Annotated in this window: 17 protein-coding genes; 1 reads left to right on the top strand and 16 read right to left on the bottom strand. The window is 46.6% G+C overall.

What is annotated here, in order from left to right; translation table 11 throughout:
- Window positions 1-358 precede the first annotated feature (358 nt).
- The 5 genes from J7E78_RS20520 to kduI form a co-directional block, all read right to left on the bottom strand.
- Window positions 359-1,666, bottom strand: a complete 1,308-nt coding sequence (locus tag J7E78_RS20520) for a homocysteine synthase (RefSeq protein ID WP_215077969.1) — start codon at window positions 1,664-1,666, stop codon at window positions 359-361.
- Between the two features lie 250 nt (window positions 1,667-1,916).
- Window positions 1,917-2,762, bottom strand: a complete 846-nt coding sequence (locus J7E78_RS20515; RefSeq protein WP_215077968.1) for a sugar phosphate isomerase/epimerase family protein — start codon at window positions 2,760-2,762, stop codon at window positions 1,917-1,919.
- Window positions 2,763-2,799: 37 nt separating this feature from the next.
- Entirely contained in the window at window positions 2,800-3,552 is a 753-nt protein-coding gene (kduD, locus tag J7E78_RS20510) for a 2-dehydro-3-deoxy-D-gluconate 5-dehydrogenase KduD (protein ID WP_062836432.1), read from the bottom strand.
- A 77-nt stretch (window positions 3,553-3,629) separates the two neighbouring features.
- On the bottom strand, window positions 3,630-4,388 hold the full coding sequence (locus J7E78_RS20505; protein ID WP_215077967.1) for a DeoR/GlpR family DNA-binding transcription regulator: 759 nt from the start codon (window positions 4,386-4,388) through the stop codon (window positions 3,630-3,632).
- 86 nt (window positions 4,389-4,474) lie between these two features.
- A complete protein-coding gene (gene kduI / locus J7E78_RS20500; protein ID WP_036606918.1) occupies window positions 4,475-5,314 on the bottom strand; it encodes a 5-dehydro-4-deoxy-D-glucuronate isomerase in 840 nt (279 codons plus the stop codon).
- A gap of 196 nt (window positions 5,315-5,510) precedes the next feature.
- Between kduI and J7E78_RS20495 the strand changes: the two genes are divergently transcribed.
- A complete protein-coding gene (locus J7E78_RS20495) occupies window positions 5,511-6,404 on the top strand; it encodes a MaoC family dehydratase (RefSeq protein WP_215077966.1) in 894 nt (297 codons plus the stop codon).
- Here the strand turns inward: J7E78_RS20495 and J7E78_RS20490 are convergent.
- The 11 genes from J7E78_RS20490 to J7E78_RS20440 all read right to left on the bottom strand — a co-directional run bounded on the left by J7E78_RS20490 (window position 6,401) and on the right by J7E78_RS20440 (window position 19,010).
- Window positions 6,401-7,570, bottom strand: a complete 1,170-nt coding sequence (locus tag J7E78_RS20490) for an acyl-CoA dehydrogenase family protein (RefSeq protein ID WP_215077965.1) — start codon at window positions 7,568-7,570, stop codon at window positions 6,401-6,403. The genes J7E78_RS20495 and J7E78_RS20490 overlap by 4 nt on opposite strands.
- Before the next feature lie 54 nt (window positions 7,571-7,624).
- Window positions 7,625-8,761: a glycosyltransferase family 2 protein gene (locus J7E78_RS20485; protein WP_215077964.1), complete on the bottom strand. Its 1,137-nt coding sequence runs from the start codon at window positions 8,759-8,761 to the stop codon at window positions 7,625-7,627.
- A complete protein-coding gene (locus tag J7E78_RS20480) occupies window positions 8,751-9,983 on the bottom strand; it encodes a sugar efflux transporter (protein WP_215077963.1) in 1,233 nt (410 codons plus the stop codon). Before J7E78_RS20480 ends, J7E78_RS20485 begins: the two co-directional genes overlap by 11 nt.
- Before the next feature lie 18 nt (window positions 9,984-10,001).
- Window positions 10,002-11,210 carry a glycosyltransferase gene (locus J7E78_RS20475; RefSeq protein ID WP_215077962.1) on the bottom strand — a complete coding sequence of 403 codons (1,209 nt, stop codon included), beginning with the start codon at window positions 11,208-11,210 and terminating at the stop codon, window positions 10,002-10,004.
- Window positions 11,211-11,250: 40 nt separating this feature from the next.
- Window positions 11,251-12,108: an SDR family NAD(P)-dependent oxidoreductase gene (locus J7E78_RS20470; RefSeq protein WP_215077961.1), complete on the bottom strand. Its 858-nt coding sequence runs from the start codon at window positions 12,106-12,108 to the stop codon at window positions 11,251-11,253.
- Window positions 12,109-12,121: 13 nt separating this feature from the next.
- Complete coding sequence (locus J7E78_RS20465) at window positions 12,122-13,300, bottom strand: thiolase family protein (protein ID WP_311517720.1); 1,179 nt, start codon at window positions 13,298-13,300, stop codon at window positions 12,122-12,124.
- Entirely contained in the window at window positions 13,297-14,802 is a 1,506-nt protein-coding gene (locus J7E78_RS20460; protein ID WP_215077960.1) for an AMP-binding protein, read from the bottom strand. Before J7E78_RS20460 ends, J7E78_RS20465 begins: the two co-directional genes overlap by 4 nt.
- On the bottom strand, window positions 14,799-16,439 hold the full coding sequence (locus J7E78_RS20455) for an adenine deaminase C-terminal domain-containing protein (protein ID WP_215077959.1): 1,641 nt from the start codon (window positions 16,437-16,439) through the stop codon (window positions 14,799-14,801). Before J7E78_RS20455 ends, J7E78_RS20460 begins: the two co-directional genes overlap by 4 nt.
- Before the next feature lie 107 nt (window positions 16,440-16,546).
- Window positions 16,547-17,350, bottom strand: coding sequence for an energy-coupling factor transporter transmembrane component T family protein (locus tag J7E78_RS20450; protein ID WP_215077958.1), 804 nt, complete (start codon window positions 17,348-17,350; stop codon window positions 16,547-16,549).
- 2 nt (window positions 17,351-17,352) lie between these two features.
- Window positions 17,353-18,216 (bottom strand): energy-coupling factor transporter ATPase, encoded by an 864-nt coding sequence (locus tag J7E78_RS20445; RefSeq protein ID WP_215077957.1) that lies wholly within the window; start codon window positions 18,214-18,216, stop codon window positions 17,353-17,355.
- Window positions 18,201-19,010, bottom strand: coding sequence for an ATP-binding cassette domain-containing protein (locus J7E78_RS20440; RefSeq protein ID WP_215077956.1), 810 nt, complete (start codon window positions 19,008-19,010; stop codon window positions 18,201-18,203). The genes J7E78_RS20445 and J7E78_RS20440 overlap by 16 nt, the downstream gene beginning before the upstream one ends.
- Between the last annotated feature and the right edge of the window lie 61 nt (window positions 19,011-19,071).

Genomic DNA, 19,071 nt, shown 5'->3' with positions numbered 1-19,071 from the left:
GAAATGAAGTTGTATTGAGAATGAGAGCCATTGTTAATCCCCTGAAAATGACACATGCTGCTGCGGGAATCCCGCAGCAGCATGGTTTTGTGAATGATTTTGCAATAATCTCAAATGAGAATGATAATCATTTTTGCGCTTATGCAATTAATTTTACCCAATACAACTTTTAATCAGTATATGCCTGTCGTCCTCATTTGTAAATGGGCTTTTTTCGATGATTACTCATAAATGCGTGTTCAAAAAGACAAAAGGCCGCTGTCCCGGAGGACAACGGCTTTAACCATCTCTTGATATTCATTTGACCTGTTTATGACATATCGCTTAAGTGATTGATTACACATCCACCCCATGCCATTTATGCGCCTACACTTGCTCCCTGACTTGCTTTGATGGCTTGCTCCAGATCATAGATGATATCCTGAATATTCTCTGTACCTACAGATACACGAATCAGCTCAGGCTTAACGCCTGCTGCGATCTGCTCTTCCTCTGACAACTGTTGGTGCGTTGTACTCGCAGGATGAATAATCAGCGACTTGGAGTCACCTACATTCGCAAGGTGAGAGAACAGTTTAACATTTTCAATCAGTTTACGTCCCGCTTCTACTCCACCTTTGATTCCAAAGGTCAAAATCGCTCCCTGGCCTCTTGGTAAATACTTCTGTGCCAGTTCATAGGACGGGTGGCTTTGCAACCCTGCATAGCTCACCCACTGCACATCCTCATGCTTCTCCAGATATTGCGCGACAGCCAGTGCATTGGTGCTGTGACGTTCCACACGCAGATGCAGCGTCTCCAGTCCTTGAATCAGCAACCATGAATTAAATGGGGAGATCGGCGCCCCGAGGTCACGCATCAGTTGTACTCTTGCTTTGATAATGTAAGCAATTGGCCCGACGGCTTCTGTATATACCACACCATGATAACTGGAATCCGGTTCCGTCAATCCCGGGAATTTGCCGCTGGCTTTCCAGTCGAATTTGCCGCTATCCACAATAACACCACCGATGGATGTACCGTGACCACCGATAAACTTTGTTGCCGAATGAACAACAATATCCGCTCCATGCTCTATGGGACGTAGCAAATATGGACTCGGGAACGTATTGTCTACAATCAAAGGAATACCATGTTCATGAGCGATGGCTGCCACTGCTTCAATATCCAGTACATTTCCTTGTGGATTACCAATGGTTTCGGCGTATAATGCCTTTGTTTTCTCCGTAATCGCAGCCCGGAAATTCTCTGGATCACTGGAATCTACAAACTTCACATCCAGTCCCAATTTCGGGAGTGTAGTCGAGAACAAATTATAGGTCCCCCCATATAGACTGGCTGAGGAAACAATCTCGTCACCCGCACCTGCTATATTTAGCAAAGAGAATGTGATCGCTGCCTGACCGGAAGCCGTAGCCAATGCACCAGCACCTCCCTCCAATGCAGCAATACGCTGTTCGAACACATCCGAAGTTGGATTCATCAGACGGGTATAGATATTGCCAAACTCTTTCAATCCAAACAGATTGGCTGCATGCTCCGTATCCCGGAATCCATAGGATGTGGTTTGGTACAACGGTACTGCACGTGCATGGGTGGTCGGATCAATCTCCTGGCCTGCATGGATTGCCAATGTTTCAAATGAAAGCTCACGTTCGTTTGACATAAATCTGTTTCCTCCCTTTAACTTATACGTTGTCACTTTCCTTGATGTCATGTCATGGTGGCGTATGTTTTCCATATTCTCTCACAAGATGTCGCATTTGAAAAGAATTATTTCCGATTTTTCCGATAAGAAATACTAATGATGTGTATGATAAGGCCGTTATAACCAAAAAACCTTTGCTTCCACCGCAAAGGTTTCTTGATTTGTTGCCATCATAATCGCTGAGCTGCGGCCCCGCTTTTTCTACTTGTTACACCCGAGCGCTACTCCATACTTCACGCAAATGTTTGGCCGCAGGCACAGCTTCCTCCGCAGTTACGCCTTCAAGTGAAATATCGATATGTGGTTTATATGTTTTTAGCAATTCAAAAAATAACGGGTAATCCAGTATGCCTGCCCCAGGTACAGGATTGAACTTCTCTCCCTTTGCATCGAAGGCTACATCCTTGGCGTGGATCACAATCATGCGCTGATACAGCGATTCCATCACCTCGCGCAAGAAAGCTCCTTGATCTGCTGCATGTGGTTGTTTAATCAGATTACACGGGTCGAACAGCATCCCCAGATTCGAAGAAGGAATCTCCTCAAACAACCGTGTCATATGTTCATGGGTATGAAGGGTATGTGTGGACACAGGCTCAATCGCCGCATGCACGCCCCATTTCTCCGCCTCCTCAGCCAACTCCTCAACCGTTTCTTTCAGCACACTCCACGCCTTCTCTTCATATCCATCGGGATGTGTATCCTGATAGGTGTCCAAGCCCCCGGTCTCCGTTGCCACCATACTGCAACCAAAATCCCGGGCATAACGCAGATGCTCCTTGAATCGATCAATGTCCGCACGCCTTGTCACGGGATCAGGGTCAATCGGATTAATATAACAGCCCAGTACCGCAATCTTCACCCCGCGCTGTGCAAATTGATCGCCAATCTCATTGGCCAGCCCAGGGCTGAGCTTGCCATTTGATGAGTCCACATCTGATAATGCTTTGGCCAGCGCCAGCTGTACGGAATTAAATCCGTTATCCGCAATCGTCTGCGCAAGCTGTGCTGTAGGCTGTTTGCCAAATGTATGCGCCAGAATACCAAGTTTCATCTCAATGCCTCCTTATGCTAATCCGATGATCAAACGATTAACGTGCCATCCAGCCGCCATCGACATTCAGCACATGACCATTCAGATAATCCGAAGCGGCAGATGCCAGAAAGACAACCGGGCCTTTCAGATCTTCAGGTGTTCCCCAGCGCCCCGCAGGAATACGGGCTGTAATATCCCGGTAACGATTCTCGTCCGCACGGATCTGGGTAGTATTATCGGTTTCCATATAACCAGGTGCGATACCGTTAATCTGGATTCCCTTCCCTGCCCATTCATTGGCGAGTGCTTTGGTTAAACCGGCAACGCCATGTTTACTGGCTGTATACCCTGGCACGTTGATCCCACCTTGATAGGACAACATGGATGCAATATTAATGATTTTGCCACTTCCGCGTTCAATCATATGTCTGCCAGCCAATTGGCTTAGGAAAAACACAGTGTTCAGGTTCAGACCGATGACATCATGCCAGTCCTGCCCTGCATGATCAGCCGCAGGTGTGCGACGAATGATACCGGCATTGTTGACGAGAATGTCAATTCTGCCCTGGAACGCAAGCGCCTGTTCGAACACAGCCGACAACTCATCTTCACGACTTAAATCCGCTTCAATCACATAAGCTTTGCGTCCGAGTGCTTCAATGGCACTTGCCGTTTCCGCAGGCTTGGAATAAGAGACCAGCACCACATCAGCACCTGCTTCTGCCAAACCAATGGCCATCCCTTGTCCAAGTCCTCCCGAGGTACCTGTCACCAGTGCAACTTGTCCGCTTAAATCAAATGGGTTCATGAATGATTCCTCCGCATGGTTTTGATATGCAATCCTTAGATCCGTCCGTTCTTTAATCCCATGAATAATGAATGAGGTTAACTTTGATAATCCACTGTGACACCGCTCTGCTTGTATAAGGCAGCCGTCTCTTCATCCAAACGACTATCGCTGATAATGTAGTCCAGTTCCGAACACTGGGCGAAAGTTCGCAGTGCAAATTGTCCGAATTTATAATGATCCACAACGCCGTATACTTGCTGCGAGGCAGATATCATTGCTTTTTTCAAAGGAACCAGATCTCCCGTGTATATTGATAATCCAAATTCCGGATGAAGGGCTGTCGTGGATATAAAGGCTTTATGAATGTTAAGACTGGATATAAACGCAGCCGTATCATCCCCCACCAGCATATTCCGTACACGAGCCCCGCCAGGCACAACCAGTCTCACTTGCTCCTTCTTGGTCAACTCTGCAATAATGAACAGGTCATTGGTCACCACCGTCAGCGGTTGATTATCGAGACGTTTGGCCATCTCCAGCGTGGTGCTGCCACCATCGAGGGCAACGATATCTCCAGGTCGAATGTAAGCAAGGGCACGTTCAGCAATCTCCGTTTTCTCCGGATGATGCTTCTCGGTAACTCCGCGGCTGTTCAAGATGCCATACTGGTCATTCTGAGCCAGCATAGCACCACCATGGACACGTACGAGCAGTCCCATACTCTCTAACTTGTCGAGATCCTCTCGCACTGTTTTCCCAGTCACCTGCAGCAACTCACTCAGATCACTTACAGTTACTTCCTGGCGCTCCAGCAGAGCCTCCATAATTTTTTCATGTCTTTTTAATGGATTCATCACAATCAACTTCCTATACTACCTGAGTTAAAATGAATGAGTTCTAGTGTCTACCCTGTCAATTTAACTCAGACATCTGTAATTTATTATTTCAGGTCTTTCATGGCTACGCCGTCCATATCTTCGAACGTCTGGTTCTCACCAGCCATCGCCCAACAGAAGGTGTAATTGCTTGTACCCACACCACTGTGAATGGACCAGCTTGGGGAAATGATCGCCTGACGGTCGCGTACAACCAGATGCCGCGTTTCGTTTGGCTCACCCATCATGTGGAACACAACGCCGTCTTCCGGCAGATTCCAGTACAAGTATACTTCGGACCGGCGGTTATGGGTATGTGCAGGCATGGTATTCCACATGTTGCCCTTGTCGAGTTCGGTAATGCCCATCACCAACTGACAACTCTGAATTCCACCTTCTCCTTGGTGAATGTAACGATAGATCGTACGTTCATTGGAAGTTTCGATGCTACCCAGATGATTCGGCTGAGCTTGTTCTTGCGTTGCTTTTACTGTTGGATAGGTGTGGTGAGCCGGTGTGGATACAAAATAGAATTGGGCAGGTTGAGCCTTGTCACTGCTCGTGAACACAACTTCCTTCACACCTCTACCGATGTAGAGACATTCCTTCGCTCCAATCTCATAACCTTGTCCGTCCGCTGTCACTGTTCCGTGACCACCTACATTAATGATACCGATTTCACGACGCTCCAGGAAAAAGTTCGTTCCGATATCTTTCAGGTTCACTTCCAGGGTAATGTCCTTGCTCTCTGGTACAGCCGTTCCCACAATATAACGATCCACATGAGAATACACAGTTACCAACTCATCGGTTGCAAATAATTGCTCCATCAAAAATTCCTCACGCAGGCGAGATGTATCATACGTTTTCACTTCATTGGGATGTGCAGCATAACGATTTTCCATTATTAATCCATTCCTTTCGTCATTTAATTTAGTTGGGATTGAGTTTGAACATGTTCATATAAGTTCATTTTAGTTCATTATGTATCTTTTGTGTACCTTTATTTTCGAAAAAGTAATTTATGTGATAAAACATTTATGATTCTAACTGTCTTCGATATAATACAAGACATGGTCAGTCAAAGGAGAGATGCAAGCTATGGATTACCAATCGTGGATCGGAGTATTTACTCCTCCCAAGAAAATGGTTATTACCACAGAACAGATTGTCCAGTTCACGCAAGGCTTTCCAGAAGAATTTCGTCCCGACGCAAGATCCATTCCTCTCACCTTTCCGACGATATGGTGGCAACAGACACACTTACCCTGGATGGAACTTCCTGGGAAAATTATGATCCATGGCCAACAATCTTTTACATACGAACGTAAATTGAAGTATGATACAGCTTTATTTTACCGGATTGAACTTGCAAACGTACGCGAAACAACTGGATCTCTGGGGAACATCCATCTCCTTGATTGTACAATGAAGGTTACGGACATCATGAAACAACCCGTACTCGTTGCTAACACCACATTAATACTTCTGGACTCTCCAGCGTTGCAGCCTTCGCACTTCGAACTCGAGCCTGTGTATCCGCAATATCCCTCGGAGATTTATTATCAATGGGATGGGAAACACCGTCCCTCATCTGGTGAGCTCCTGTTCGACGCTTGTCTTGGAACCATAACCAGCGCTATGCTCATGGCCTATGCAGCTGCATCGAGCGATAATAACGCAATTCATCTGGACGTTCTCAAAGCACATGAAGCAGGGGCACCTCGCCGAATTGCACAAGGTATGCTTATCGGTGGCATGATTGGAAACCGACTACAAATGCTGGCGTTGGATAACTGGATTCTATGCGATATAAAATATCGATTTCGCTCACCCGTGATGGAAGGGGACGTCGTCCGTGTCCTCGTGAGTGTCATCAACACAGATAACCTCTCCCATCTGGAATGCAGTATCACAGTCTATGTTGAACATCGAGCGGGCGTTCCGTCTGACTTGTTAGCCTATGAAGGATCCATTCGTTACATGGCCCGTTAATCCCACTCTCCAATTCGGACATGACCCTTGAGCAGATTACGGGAAATAATCATGCGTTGAATCTCGTCTGTGCCCTCGAAGATTCTCCATACTCGCATTTCCCGATACCAGCGCTCAATCGGCAAGTCCTTCGAATATCCGATTCCGCCAAAAATCTGAAGGACCCGATCCACAATATCGTTTGCTCTACCTGCACCGTACAACTTGGACATCGTCGCATGATGTCTTGCATCCAGCCCCTGCTCCACCCTCCAAGCAGTATATAATACCAGCCATTTCAGAGCCTCCAGCTCAACCGCAGAGTCGGCAATCATCCATTGGATGCTCTGCCGACTTGCCAATTGCTCTCCAAATGTCGATCGTTCTTTAACATAATCAATGGCCATATGGATCAGCCTTCCAGAGGCACCCACAGCAATAGCGGGAATCACCCAACGCCCTCGACTGATCCACTGCATCGCTGTCGTTAACCCCTGCCCCTCTTCACCGAGCACATTTCCGTTTGGCACGAACACTTGGTTAAACGTAAGTACAGAAGGACTTTTATCCCCCCCCATCGTAGGAATCGGCTCTGACGTCCATCCCATGTCCCGGTCCACCAGAAAGCAAGTGATCCCTTTACCCGGCTCTGCCTGGACATCAGTCACTGCAAAAACAATCGCAAAATCCGCCTCGTTCCCGTTTGTGATAAATACTTTCTCCCCATTGAGTACCCAACCATCTGCCACACGCTCAGCCCTCATCTGAATTCGACTTGCATCGGAACCTGCCGAACGCTCTGTTATCGCAAAACAGGACTGCCTCTCGCCCGCAATAACGGGAAGCAAATACTTGCTCTGCTGTGCCTTGTTGCAAAGGTACAGGATATTGTCCGCTTCCCCCCCGAAGACAAACGGAATACACGTGCGTCCCAGCTCCATTTTCAGGAGTGCACTAGTGACCGTTCCAAGATTTGCTCCCCCATACTCTTCTGGTGTCTCAATACCCCATAGGCCCTGTGTTTTCGCCTTTTGTTGAAGCTCTCTAATCTGTCTAAGTTCGATCCCGTGTCTTCCCTCACGCTCGTTACGCAATAATTCAGGTTCCAACGGAATCAGTAGCTCGTCCACAAAATAGCGTGCGGCGGATTGAATCTGCTTCTGTTGCTCTGTCAATTCAAAATTCATGTCAACCTCCCGTATAAAATGTCATCAATTGCGGCTATAACAGCTGATCCATGATCACTTGAAAACTTCATGTTTCACAATTCCCCTGACTGCATACTGATCATACAAGTCGATTAACTGATCTTCCGAAGGATGCTTGTAATACAAAACATCAAATTTTTCGTTAATACATTGGCACAAGATATCCAGGTCCGGTGATGGTGTCTTATCTATAACCAACACTTCTCTATGGGCAGCTTCTGCCGAAATGGTCTGGATCAGTTCTGGGCCCTCGGCATAGACAACAATGATGCTGACAGGTAATCGATCCCCCTCGTAACCTTGATGTGCTCTTACAACCTTCTCGAAGCGAATATAACAATCCCACCATGATTTTCTAATCTCTGGATCAAAAAATTCCTTTAAGATGTTTTGCGCCTGTACTTCAAACATCGGATGACATTCGAGGAAATAATCCAGATTCGTTTTCCAACCATCATAACGATTCTCATCAAACTCGGAAGGGTGAAAGATATGGAAGGTTAACGCTTTTTTGTTCAATACAAACGTTCCTCCAGCCTGTTGCAGACGATAGCCAAGCTCACTGTCTTCCAACCCCCATCCCTTGAACCCTTCGTCAAACATACCCGATCGGATCAGTATTTCTCTGTTTACCGAGAAATTGCAGCTGAAAGACAGATGCCACGCTGTGCGGAATACGCTTCCGTTTTCCGAAAAACGTTCCATGAGCTGAAATCTTTCATCTGCTTCTGATGATGAAATAGCAGCATGCACCCATCCCGGATTTAACTGTGTTATATCGATGCTCTCTTCACCCAGATATCTTCGAAATCCTATGACAAGTTTCTCCTCGGCAAGCTTGTGTACTCTTAAATGCTCATAGATAAAGTCCGGTCCAGCGAGTTGATCTCCGTCAAGGAACACGATCACATCTCCATTCGCGATAGTAACCCCCTTGTTTCGTGCCGCTGCCCGACTTGATTGTTCCGTAGAAGGAATGTAATTATATTGTATAGGAAAATCATACGTAAGCCCGCCGATCATCTCTCCCGTGCCGTCTATAGACCCGTTATCAATAACAACAACTTCGTATTGATCACCTTCACACAAACGCTGTCGAGATAAGGAAGACAAACAGGCCTGAATCACTTCTTTCTGATTATGCGATAGAATAATTACACTAGCTTTCATAGGTATCTCCTCCCACATGCCGGACTACCTTTTTATTGGCGATCGGCACTAATAATAATGCAAATCCCAGGAAGGCAAGTGCTGCCGAACAGGCAATCACTATTTTAAAACCAAAATAATTTCCGACTGCTCCGGCTAGTAATCCACCACCCATTGAACCAATGATGTTTGCATTGTTGTACAACGTTGTGGCCGTGCCTGTCATTTTAGGAACCAAATCCTGAAAAAAAGTCATTCCAACTCCAAGTACAATCGCGATAAAAATGGCACTGAATATCTGGATAGCTATGATCTGCCATCCCGATTGGGTAAACCAAAATAGGGAAAAATAGGCGACTCCAAACAATCCTGCGCATTTCATAACTGTGATACTACCAAACCTTTTGGCCAGTATTCCCAAAATGATCATGATGGGGACCTGCAAGGCTGCGTTAACACCCGAGATCATGCCAACGTCCAACTTCCCGCCTTGCAACTCTTGCGTAACATATAAGGGAGTTACAATGCCCCCCATCGTGTTAGCCAACTCAAATGCCATAAAAGCAAGTAATGAAAAGGCAATCTGCGGCGCCATCAGCAGGCGCTTGAAACTACGCACTGAGTCCGATGATACTTCCGTTACGCCCCCCGGTTCCCGACTCTCGTGTGCTCGAATCATCAGTACAAATATGGCAACGAGCATGTACATCAACGAAACAACCAGAAACAGGCCTGTGTAAGAGAACTGGTAGATTATAAAAGACGCCATTACAGGACCAAGAATCCAGGCCAGAGACACCAGAGCTCGCAATACAGCCATAACAACGGTGACATCTTCACTCGCCTCCCTCTCGACCACTTCTCTCGCAAGAGCAAATAATTGTGGAAAGGCCGAGAATGACAAGGCCATGAAAGTACAGGAAACCAGCATTAACACAATGTAACTGTCCGTATTTGCATAGAATACATAGCCTACAGAGGCAGATACACATGATCCAACAATGATCCACTTGCGCACAGGCTTTTTATCGGACAATCGACTAAACAGCGTACTAATGATAATGCCGCTTAACGATCCACACGCCATAAAGATCCCTAATGATAAGGGGCTCATTCCTGCCCGTTCTACTCCGAATAATGGCATGAATGGTAGCGTCAATCCGTATCCCAAACCAATAAAAAAAATGCACACGGATAATAAAAGTAAGGCCGGGCTTCTCAGGACAACCAAAAGACTTTTCAATAGAACCTTGCCCCCTCTTTACAACAACCGACGAATGAGTTCAACTGCACGCTCGGCTCCTCCGTACTGCGAAGCACAGACGTTTTCCTTCAGCGCCACAGCCTTATCCATGTCTCCATTAGTCATCATCGTGTTAACGGTCTCAGCTAGAGCAGATCCCGTAACCTCATCCGGGGACATTACTCTGCCACCGCCAACGTCCTGTAACTGCTTGGCGTTAAACTCACGTTCTGCCCAGGTCGGAATGACCAACGACGGCGTGCCTGTTAAGATCGTTGTCATGCAACTTCCATGTCCGCCATGGTGAATCATGACATCGCTATGCTCGGCTGCCATAACTCCCGATACATATGAGGTGAAGTGTACATTAGGGGGTACTTCCACGCTGTCCCCTTCCAATGGATTAAAACCAGTAGCAATCAAAAGCTCCGTCGAAGTGTTACCGAGTGCTCTAACGGCTTCCCTGAAAATATGACCACCACTCTCCACACCCCATTCCACGAGACGACTTGTGTACACAAATACACGTGGCCTCCTGTCGTTGTCTGATTTCATCAACCAGCTCGCAGGCATTCCTGTCTCATTTGTATCTCTCCATACCACGGGACCGATATATTCAATTGGAACGGGCAGCTTCCCGATCTGTACCGGATCAAAATCCGGTATGCTCGGAAGAAGGGCAAGGTCACCCGCCAGAAATGTAAGAATGTTGTCCGTTTCAGGAAGACCATACTCAACCAACGCTCCGTTCAACACATTCGTGACATCTGGTATTTCTCCATATGATCCATAATTCGTTGTAAAAGGAAGACCACCTGGAAGTGTGCTGGACTGATTTATAGAAACGAGAGGAATGTCCAGCTTACAGGCAATGAACGCTGCGGGGACACTCGAATCGGAAATAACAAGGTCCGGTTTAAAACCGATGGTTACCCGCAGACGAGCTTCAAGCTCATCTCGCATGTAAACAGGATCGGCGTACCCCATCATGGACAAAAAGTGATTCATATCCTTGAAGTTTGGGTGGAAAACCTGTCCCTTGGGAGCAGGAATAACTGGAATCGGAATATAGGTAAAACCCATCTGTTCCATCGCGACCCCGGCATTTCCCCAGATTGTGAACGCCACCTCATGTCCCATCTCTCGTAACTTTAGTGCTATGGGAAGACAACGATTCACTCTCCCCATCCCGGCCATCATCCCAATAAAAATGCGTTTTTTCTTCAACAAAATTTCCTCCATCAATTCGTATATTTCGGAAATAGTTCTACACTTTCACGTAGGCTGACAACACTTGCTCAAAGAGTTCGCCTGCTTCCCAACCGTTCTCCCTACTGGATTGGGTGGCAACTATATAGTGCTCTGGAGGGGACCAAACACCGATCTTTCCACCATTAACAGAGAAGATCTGACCGGTAACCCTACGGCAACGCGGCAGACATAAGGAAAGCATCAATTCGGCCACATCTTTCGTTGAACCTACTTTCCAGTACTCGGGAAACGACTCACCTTTCATTTCGACGGTCTGCTTCGCCCGTTCGATATAGGGCATTGTCATGTCAGTACGCGCTGCGGGAGAAACTGCATTCACATTAATGCCATAAGATTCAAGTTCCAGCGAAAGTGTCCACGTCATGCCTATCAATCCGGCTTTGGCAGCACTGTAATTTAATTGCCCAATCATTCCGGTCAAGCCCGCCACGGAGATCATATTAATAATGCTGCCTTCCCTTCGTTCCCTCATGCTCGGCAGAGCGGACCGGATACAAGCAAAGGCTCCCTTAAGATGCGAATTCAATACAAGATCCCACTCGGTTTCACTCATTTTATGGGCCATCTTATCGTGAACAACTCCGGCGTTGTTCACCAGGATATCAATCTTGCCAAATTCGCGAAGACCCTCCGATATGATGCGTTCACCACCGGCCATGCTTGCGACGGATTCAACGACCCCAATAGCGGTCCCACCCTCATCCCGAATCAACTGAACAACGTCCCATACCCCACCTTCTTGTACACCGTTGACAACTACCTTGGCTCCTTCTTGTGCCATACGTATTGCGGTTGCACGCCCAATTCCGCGGCTGGAACCCGTAATGACTGCTACCTGTCCCTCTAACAACAAAGGCTGTTTCCTCCTATTCGCACTTCTCCCACAATGATGCAAGCCCGATCCCGCCACCAATACCCAGTGTTGTGATTCCCCGAGCCCCCTTTATATGCCTCATCTCGTTGAATAGGCGTGTAACCAGGATGGCTCCCGATGCACCGAACGGGTGTCCAAGCGCCAGTGCCCCGCCTCCCACATTAACAATGTGAGTTGGAATATGCAGTTCCCTTAAAGAGGCCAGAACTTGTGAAGCGAACGCTTCATTGAATTCCACAAGATCAATGTCTTCCATTGCCAAGCGATTTCGGCTGAGCAACTTGGTAACGGCAGGAACCGGACCGATACCCAAGTAGTTCGGGTCAACCCCCACTGCCACACTGTCGATAAATTTCATTAGGGGTGTGAGTCCTAACGATAATGCTTTTCCCATTGACATGATTAAAACGATAGCGGCACCATCATTCAATGGACATGCATTACCAGCCGTCACTGTACCATCCTGTTCGAAAACAGATGGCAATGCTGCAAGCTTCGTAAGTGTTGTATTCGCCCGAGGACATTCGTCTGTATGAATGATTCTGAGTTGCTTACCCTCCGGGATAGACAATGGAACGATTTCGTTGTCGAAACGCCCGCTTTGTATTGAAGCAATCGCTTTCCTATGACTGGAAAGCGCATATTCGTCCTGGTCCATTCGAGTCACACCGTACTTCTTAGCAACGTTGTTAGCCGCCTTCCCCATATCCGGATCTCCGATCCATTCCGGAGAGAATCTTGTGCGAGTGATTACTTGAGGTACTACACTCCCGTACAGAGACAAGGGTTTCTCCAATCTCCAGGGTGCACGACTTGTGCTTTCGACACCACCAGCCAGATACACTTCCCCGGCACCTGATTGAATCAGCCTCGCTGCTAAATGAATAGCTTCAAGACCAGATCCGCATTGACGATCAATCGTCACGCCAGGGACCTCTACTGGGAGTTTGGCTTGTAACGCGGATAACCTGGCGATGTTACCTCCCCCGCCTACTGCATTCCCCAATAGAACATCATCAATGTCACCGGAGGGGATGGGAATTTCGCTTAAAATGGCCTGAATCACTTCTGCAGCCAGTATCTCCGGCGGTGTCTCCTTAAACATCCCCCCGTATTTGCCGATTGCAGTTCGCTTGGCGGAGAGAATAACAGGAATCAACATATTGTTCATATCTTTATTTTCAGTAACTCGTTCAGTTTTGTTCGCGAAATCTTTCCACTCGTTGTATAGGGGAAGGCATCCACCCGTATAATTTCCTTTGGACACTTGTAGGTAGCAAGCTCACGACGGCACAATGATACAATCTCATCATCACTAACCTCGCTACCCATTCTGAGCTTGATAAGTGCGCTCACCTTTTGGCCCCAGTATACATCGGGTACACCTACAACGATGACCTCCTCAATGCCTTCCAATGTTAACAACAGCTTCTCGATTTCCTCCGGATATATATTAAGCCCTCCGCTAATAATCATGTTTTTCTTTCGACCAACCAGATATAAATAGCCTTCGGAATCTCGTGTTGCAAGGTCTCCCACAGTTGCCCATTCACCATGTACAACTTGGCTGGTTTCTTCCTCGGAACCATAATATCCGGCAAAGATCATTGGGCTCTTCACAAACAATTGTCCTACTGTACCTTCGGTTGCTTCCGTACTATCCGCTTCACGAATGGATACCTGCACACCGGCAAACGGTTTACCGATTGAATCAGGTTTATACCGGTTTCCTTCCGGATCAAGTACTGTGACAAAGCTTAGCTCGGATGCACCATAAAATTCATACAAGCCTGCATTTTCAAATACCTCTGTCACCTTCCGTTTTGATTCTGGGGACCATTTATCACCTGACGTAATGAGAGATCTGACGGATGACAGCGCAGTAACTGAATCAGAAGCCGTGAACGCTTTGTAGAGTGCTTCAAACATCGTAGGTACAAGATAAAGATGTGTAACCGCATGTGTTGCTAACGTCTCCAATACGTATTCCGCTCGGAATTTTCTTGTTAGATGGAATGTCCCGCCAATATACAAAGTTTGAATGCACGCATATAACGTAAGTGAATAGACCAAAGAACCCGGCGCCAATACATGGTCTCCTGCATCATGCACGAATGTTTCACGCGCATATGCAAAGCTCTCGATCCATGAACGCTGAGAACGGAGATAGCCTTTCGGTCGTCCGGTCGTCCCAGAGGTATATCCCATGTAGAACAGACTATCTTCAGTTGAGGATCGCTGTGGTTCGGCTTCTTCCCTTCTGAGAGAACGAGGTTCACCTGTATCCACAGTAATCACCCTTGTTGACGATGGAATATGAGGTATTCTGGCTTTGAACTCCACATCTATAACAAGCACACGAGGTTCACATTCATTAATAACCTCCGTCAGATTTGCATCGCTCCACTTGGGATCAAATACAGCAGCACACATTCCAATTTTGGTGGCTGCAAGAAAGTATTCGATCATCACGGCACTATTGTTCATCAGCAGGCCGACAAGAGGAAGTTCATCGGCTTCGAAATCTTCCTCAGTAGCCAGAATTGTATTTGCTGCCAGCTTTATTCCATGGTATAGCTCGGCGTACGAAATCTGACGGGCATCATCAAAGATGGCAGTTTTCTCTGGATTCTGGGAAGCATGTATGCGTATCGCATCAGCCAGTAACATCATTTCACCTTCCTTACTGTATTAACTAAAGGGGTCGCCGGGAGCACTATCTCACCTGTTTTAACCAGATACAACCCTTTGTCCGATACACGAATATGCGGCAAATGTGAAGCTGTCAGAAATAAAAGAGAATACAGAGGATCACCAAATCGGTAACCGTGGACACGCATTTTCTCATTGAACTGATCCACACTAACGCCGATTGATGCCACGCTCTCCAAGCTCATAGCTCCACTGAGTGGAAGAGGAATGTACAGTTGCTCCCCATCCACGAAATATACTAATATTCCTTCCCCGCGAAGTTCCAACTCCTGAGATGCTTCGCGCATGGCAGACAGAGATCGCCCAAGCAAAAGTGTATCGTTCGAAGCGTTGTACGTACTTGCTAATGCCTTGATCCCACACGCTAAACCTTTGATTCGGGTGTTGATCACCCAACTTCCGTTAACATCCAGCAATGTCATCCGGTTCTCATCCGTTTCCAATTCCGCCCGGGGATCAAAATGGTACGATTGGGTGATAACATCGTTCACCAGTTCAATACCGATGTCGGTTCGAGTTTCCATCTGGTCCAGCCTCAGGTTAACGATCGTTCGACGAGACGGAAAAGTGGAGCGCAACCAAGTGCGTATCTCTGCTTCATCTGGCTCTACTACTCGCCTTTGATTTTGGACCACCCACTCACCTCGTTGCAGGACATGCAGTGGATCAGGTTCATTTATGGAGGTTAAGACGTTCAAACAAGCCAGTCTGCCTGGTGCAATCCCGCCTAAGTCTTCATCCAGACCGTAATATACTGCCGGATTTAAGGTAGCAAGACGAAAGGCATCCGCTACAGATATTCCCGTCTCCATACAGATCTTGATCATGCTGGCACAGCTCGTCCTCTCCACATAGTTTGGTGACGGGCCATCGCTGGTAAGCATCATTCTGTTCATATTGAACCGGGAATCACCTTTCATCCCTTTAAGGAGGTGTGGCAAATCAGGACGAATAGATGAGTATCGAAGCGAGGCGTGTAGCCCCGCTTTTAATCGTCTAAGTACATCTTCTGCATGGAGAGCTTCGTGGTCAGCTGTGATGCCCGCTGCAGCCATGGTACTTATTTTTTCATAAGATACGCCAGGCAAATGTCCTTCCGCCCTCATCCCATGATGAGCCTTCGTAAGATAAAGTTGCTCTACCAATACTTCGTCGTTTGCCAGCAGTTTGGGCCATTCGGTCAGTTCCCCGCTCTGTATCACAAGGTTATGTTGCAGCCACTTTTCCATAGTCATTGGATCAGCTCGATCAGGACGGTCAATGTTACACCACCATAGGAACATATGGTGACTTGTCTCCTCCAGCTTCTCAATGAATGACAAAGCTTCAGTATCTAGAAACGTTAACAAAGACAGATTATCATTAATGGACAAGACCGTACCCTTCTGTAACAGAGCTTCTCCCCAAGTATAAGGATTGTACATTTGGCATGGGTGTGCATGAGGCTCAATATATCCTGGAACAACAACATGACCTTTCTCCAATTCAACGACCTGGGTCTGGTCTGAAGTGAGCAGTTCCTTCGCTCCAACGTAGGCAATGCGACTTCCGGACAGATAGATATTCGCTTGTTCAACTTCCCCTGTGTATACGTTCAAGTAAGATGCCTGCCTAAACCACATTGTCGCAGGCTGATCACCTTTAGATACTGAAATGAGTCTTTGATATTCATGTAGATTTAATGGGTAAATTCTCATAAATTACCTCACTTTCGTAATGCCAACAAAAGTGCGAAACAAAAAATAGATATGATCAGCACTTGATAGTCGAGCTTTTTGAAAGCTAACGTTCTCAGTTGCGTTCGATTCATGCCTGGGCTATATCCGCGTGCCTCGACGGCCAGTGAAGCGCTTTCGGCTTTCTGGAACGCTAACAGAAGGATAGGTACTACAATTGGGATAAAACTTCGCAGACGACGAACAATATTACCGGAATTAAAACGAACACCTCTTGCCCGCTGTGCCTTCATCACGTTGTCGGTTTCATTCAACAGGATTGGAATAAAGCGGATCGTCCACGAGATCATCAACGCAAATTCCTGTGTAGGAACACCCAGCCGCTTGGCAGGCTTCAACAGATCTTCAATAGCCTGTGCGAGATCACCCAGCTTTGTCGTAAGCGTCAACAATGAAGCGATGACGAGAAGAAGAATGATGCGAATGGCTATATTACCTGCTTTAATGACACCTTCCTCGTAGATCGAGAACACTCCCGCTTCAAGCCATAACTGCCCCCCTTGCGTCAGAAAAATGTGAAACACAGATGTGACAATGACTATTAGCCAAACAGGTTTTAGTCCTCTAACAATATAGGAAGGTGGTATTTGCGATATAGTGACTACACCCGCCACAAACACCGCAGACAAAACGTATGAAAGCCATGAGTTCAATAACATGACAGATAACATGAACAGGAACGTGATGACGAGCTTAGCTCTTGGATCAAGCCGGTGAATGATGGAGTTTCTATGGACATACTGACCAATGATAAAGGATTGAGATAAGGACATAACTACAATTCCTTCCTCTGAAAAAAATCAGCAATATATGAAAAAATCCATTCTTTCTTTACTGACTCCAGCTGCAATTCAGCGTTCAATTTTACATTTATGGCCTCCACGAGCTGGAGCGCTTTAGGCAGCTTCAATCCCATATCTTTCAACTCATCTTGATATTCAGTGAACAATTGGAGCGGAGTTGTATGTCTTTGCACTTGACCACGTTCAAATATAATCACTTCTTCGGCATACTCGGCAACAGTTTCCATATCGTGCGTCACCATAATGATCGTACTCCCCTGTTCTTGCTGCCAGGAACGAAAGAGTTCCATCAGCTGCTCTTTCCCTTCCGAATCCAACCCTACGGTTGGCTCGTCGAGAATAAGCACCTCCGGGTTCATCGCTAACACACTTGCGATTGCCACTCTCCGCTTCTCTCCGCCACTTAATTCAAACGGTGATCTATTGCAGAAAGATTCGTCCAGACCTACCATGTGTAATGCATCCAAGCAAGTACTACGAACTTTTTCGGCCGACCAGCCCAAGTTCTTGGGACCAAAGGAGATGTCTTTTAATACCGTATCCTCGAATAATTGATGCTCCGGAAATTGAAATACAATACCTACTTTATCATAGAGAACATGTGTTTTTTTTCGATCGGTTGTCATTCGAAACTCCCCTATATCAACTGTTCCATTTGTAGGTTGCAGAAGCCCATTGAGCAGCTGTACAAAAGTTGACTTGCCTGATCCCGTTTTTCCCACAACAGCAAAGATACGATTATGACTCATGGTGAGTGTAATATTGCTCAATACGTTGTTCTCCAGTGGTGTTCCAGCATGATACGAGAAGTCCACTTCTTTTAGTTTAATTTGCATAAATCATCCACCAAATCTTCCAGAGTGAGTGCTGAAGAAGAGTGTAACCCCTCCCGGTTCAATGCCTCTCTTGCCTCGACGACAAAAGGAGCCGTTACCCCGGGAAAACGCCAGTATTCTCCTTGAAACAAGGCTTCGGGCGATCCATCATAACAAATGTCACCCTGATCAAGTACAATAACTCTCGATGATGCTGCAATCTCCTCTGAGTCATGCGTAATCGTTACAATCGTAATTCCTTGTTTATGCAACTCTCCCATCAGCAATGCAATCTGATCTTTGCCTTCCGGGTCGAGCATTGAGGTAGATTCATCAAAAACAATAACTTCTGGTCCCATAGCGAGAACTCCCGCAATAGCGATACGCTGTTTTTGCCCTCCTGATAACGAAAATACATCGGAATTATAATAATCCAGCATCCCCACTTGCCTCAATGCCTCTGTTACATGACGCTTGATATCTTCAGTAGGGACACAAACATTTTGCAGGCCGAAGGCAATATCTTCAAACACTGTAGATGCCACAATTTGATTCTCTGGATTTTGGAAGATCATTCCGATTCTCTGACGAATGATACTTAAATCATTTTCATTGGATGTCACATAATCATTAAAGGTTACTTGGCCTGTGGTTGGAAGAAGTAACCCGTTCATTAACCTGGCTATGGTGGATTTCCCTGCTCCATTCCTTCCAGCAAACGCCACGTATTCACCAGAACGAATATGAAGGTTAATATCGTTTAACATTGTTGGCCGGTTTGCATAACCAAACGTTACATTGGAAAAATGAATCACTGTAGTACCTCCATCACTTGGCGCGATTTACTTGTACAGAAGTGCTTAGGAATGTGCAGTC

Source organism: Paenibacillus polymyxa (genome assembly GCF_018614975.1).
Lineage (GTDB): Bacteria > Bacillota > Bacilli > Paenibacillales > Paenibacillaceae > Paenibacillus > Paenibacillus polymyxa_E.
This window is presented reverse-complemented; position numbering and strand designations above follow the sequence as displayed.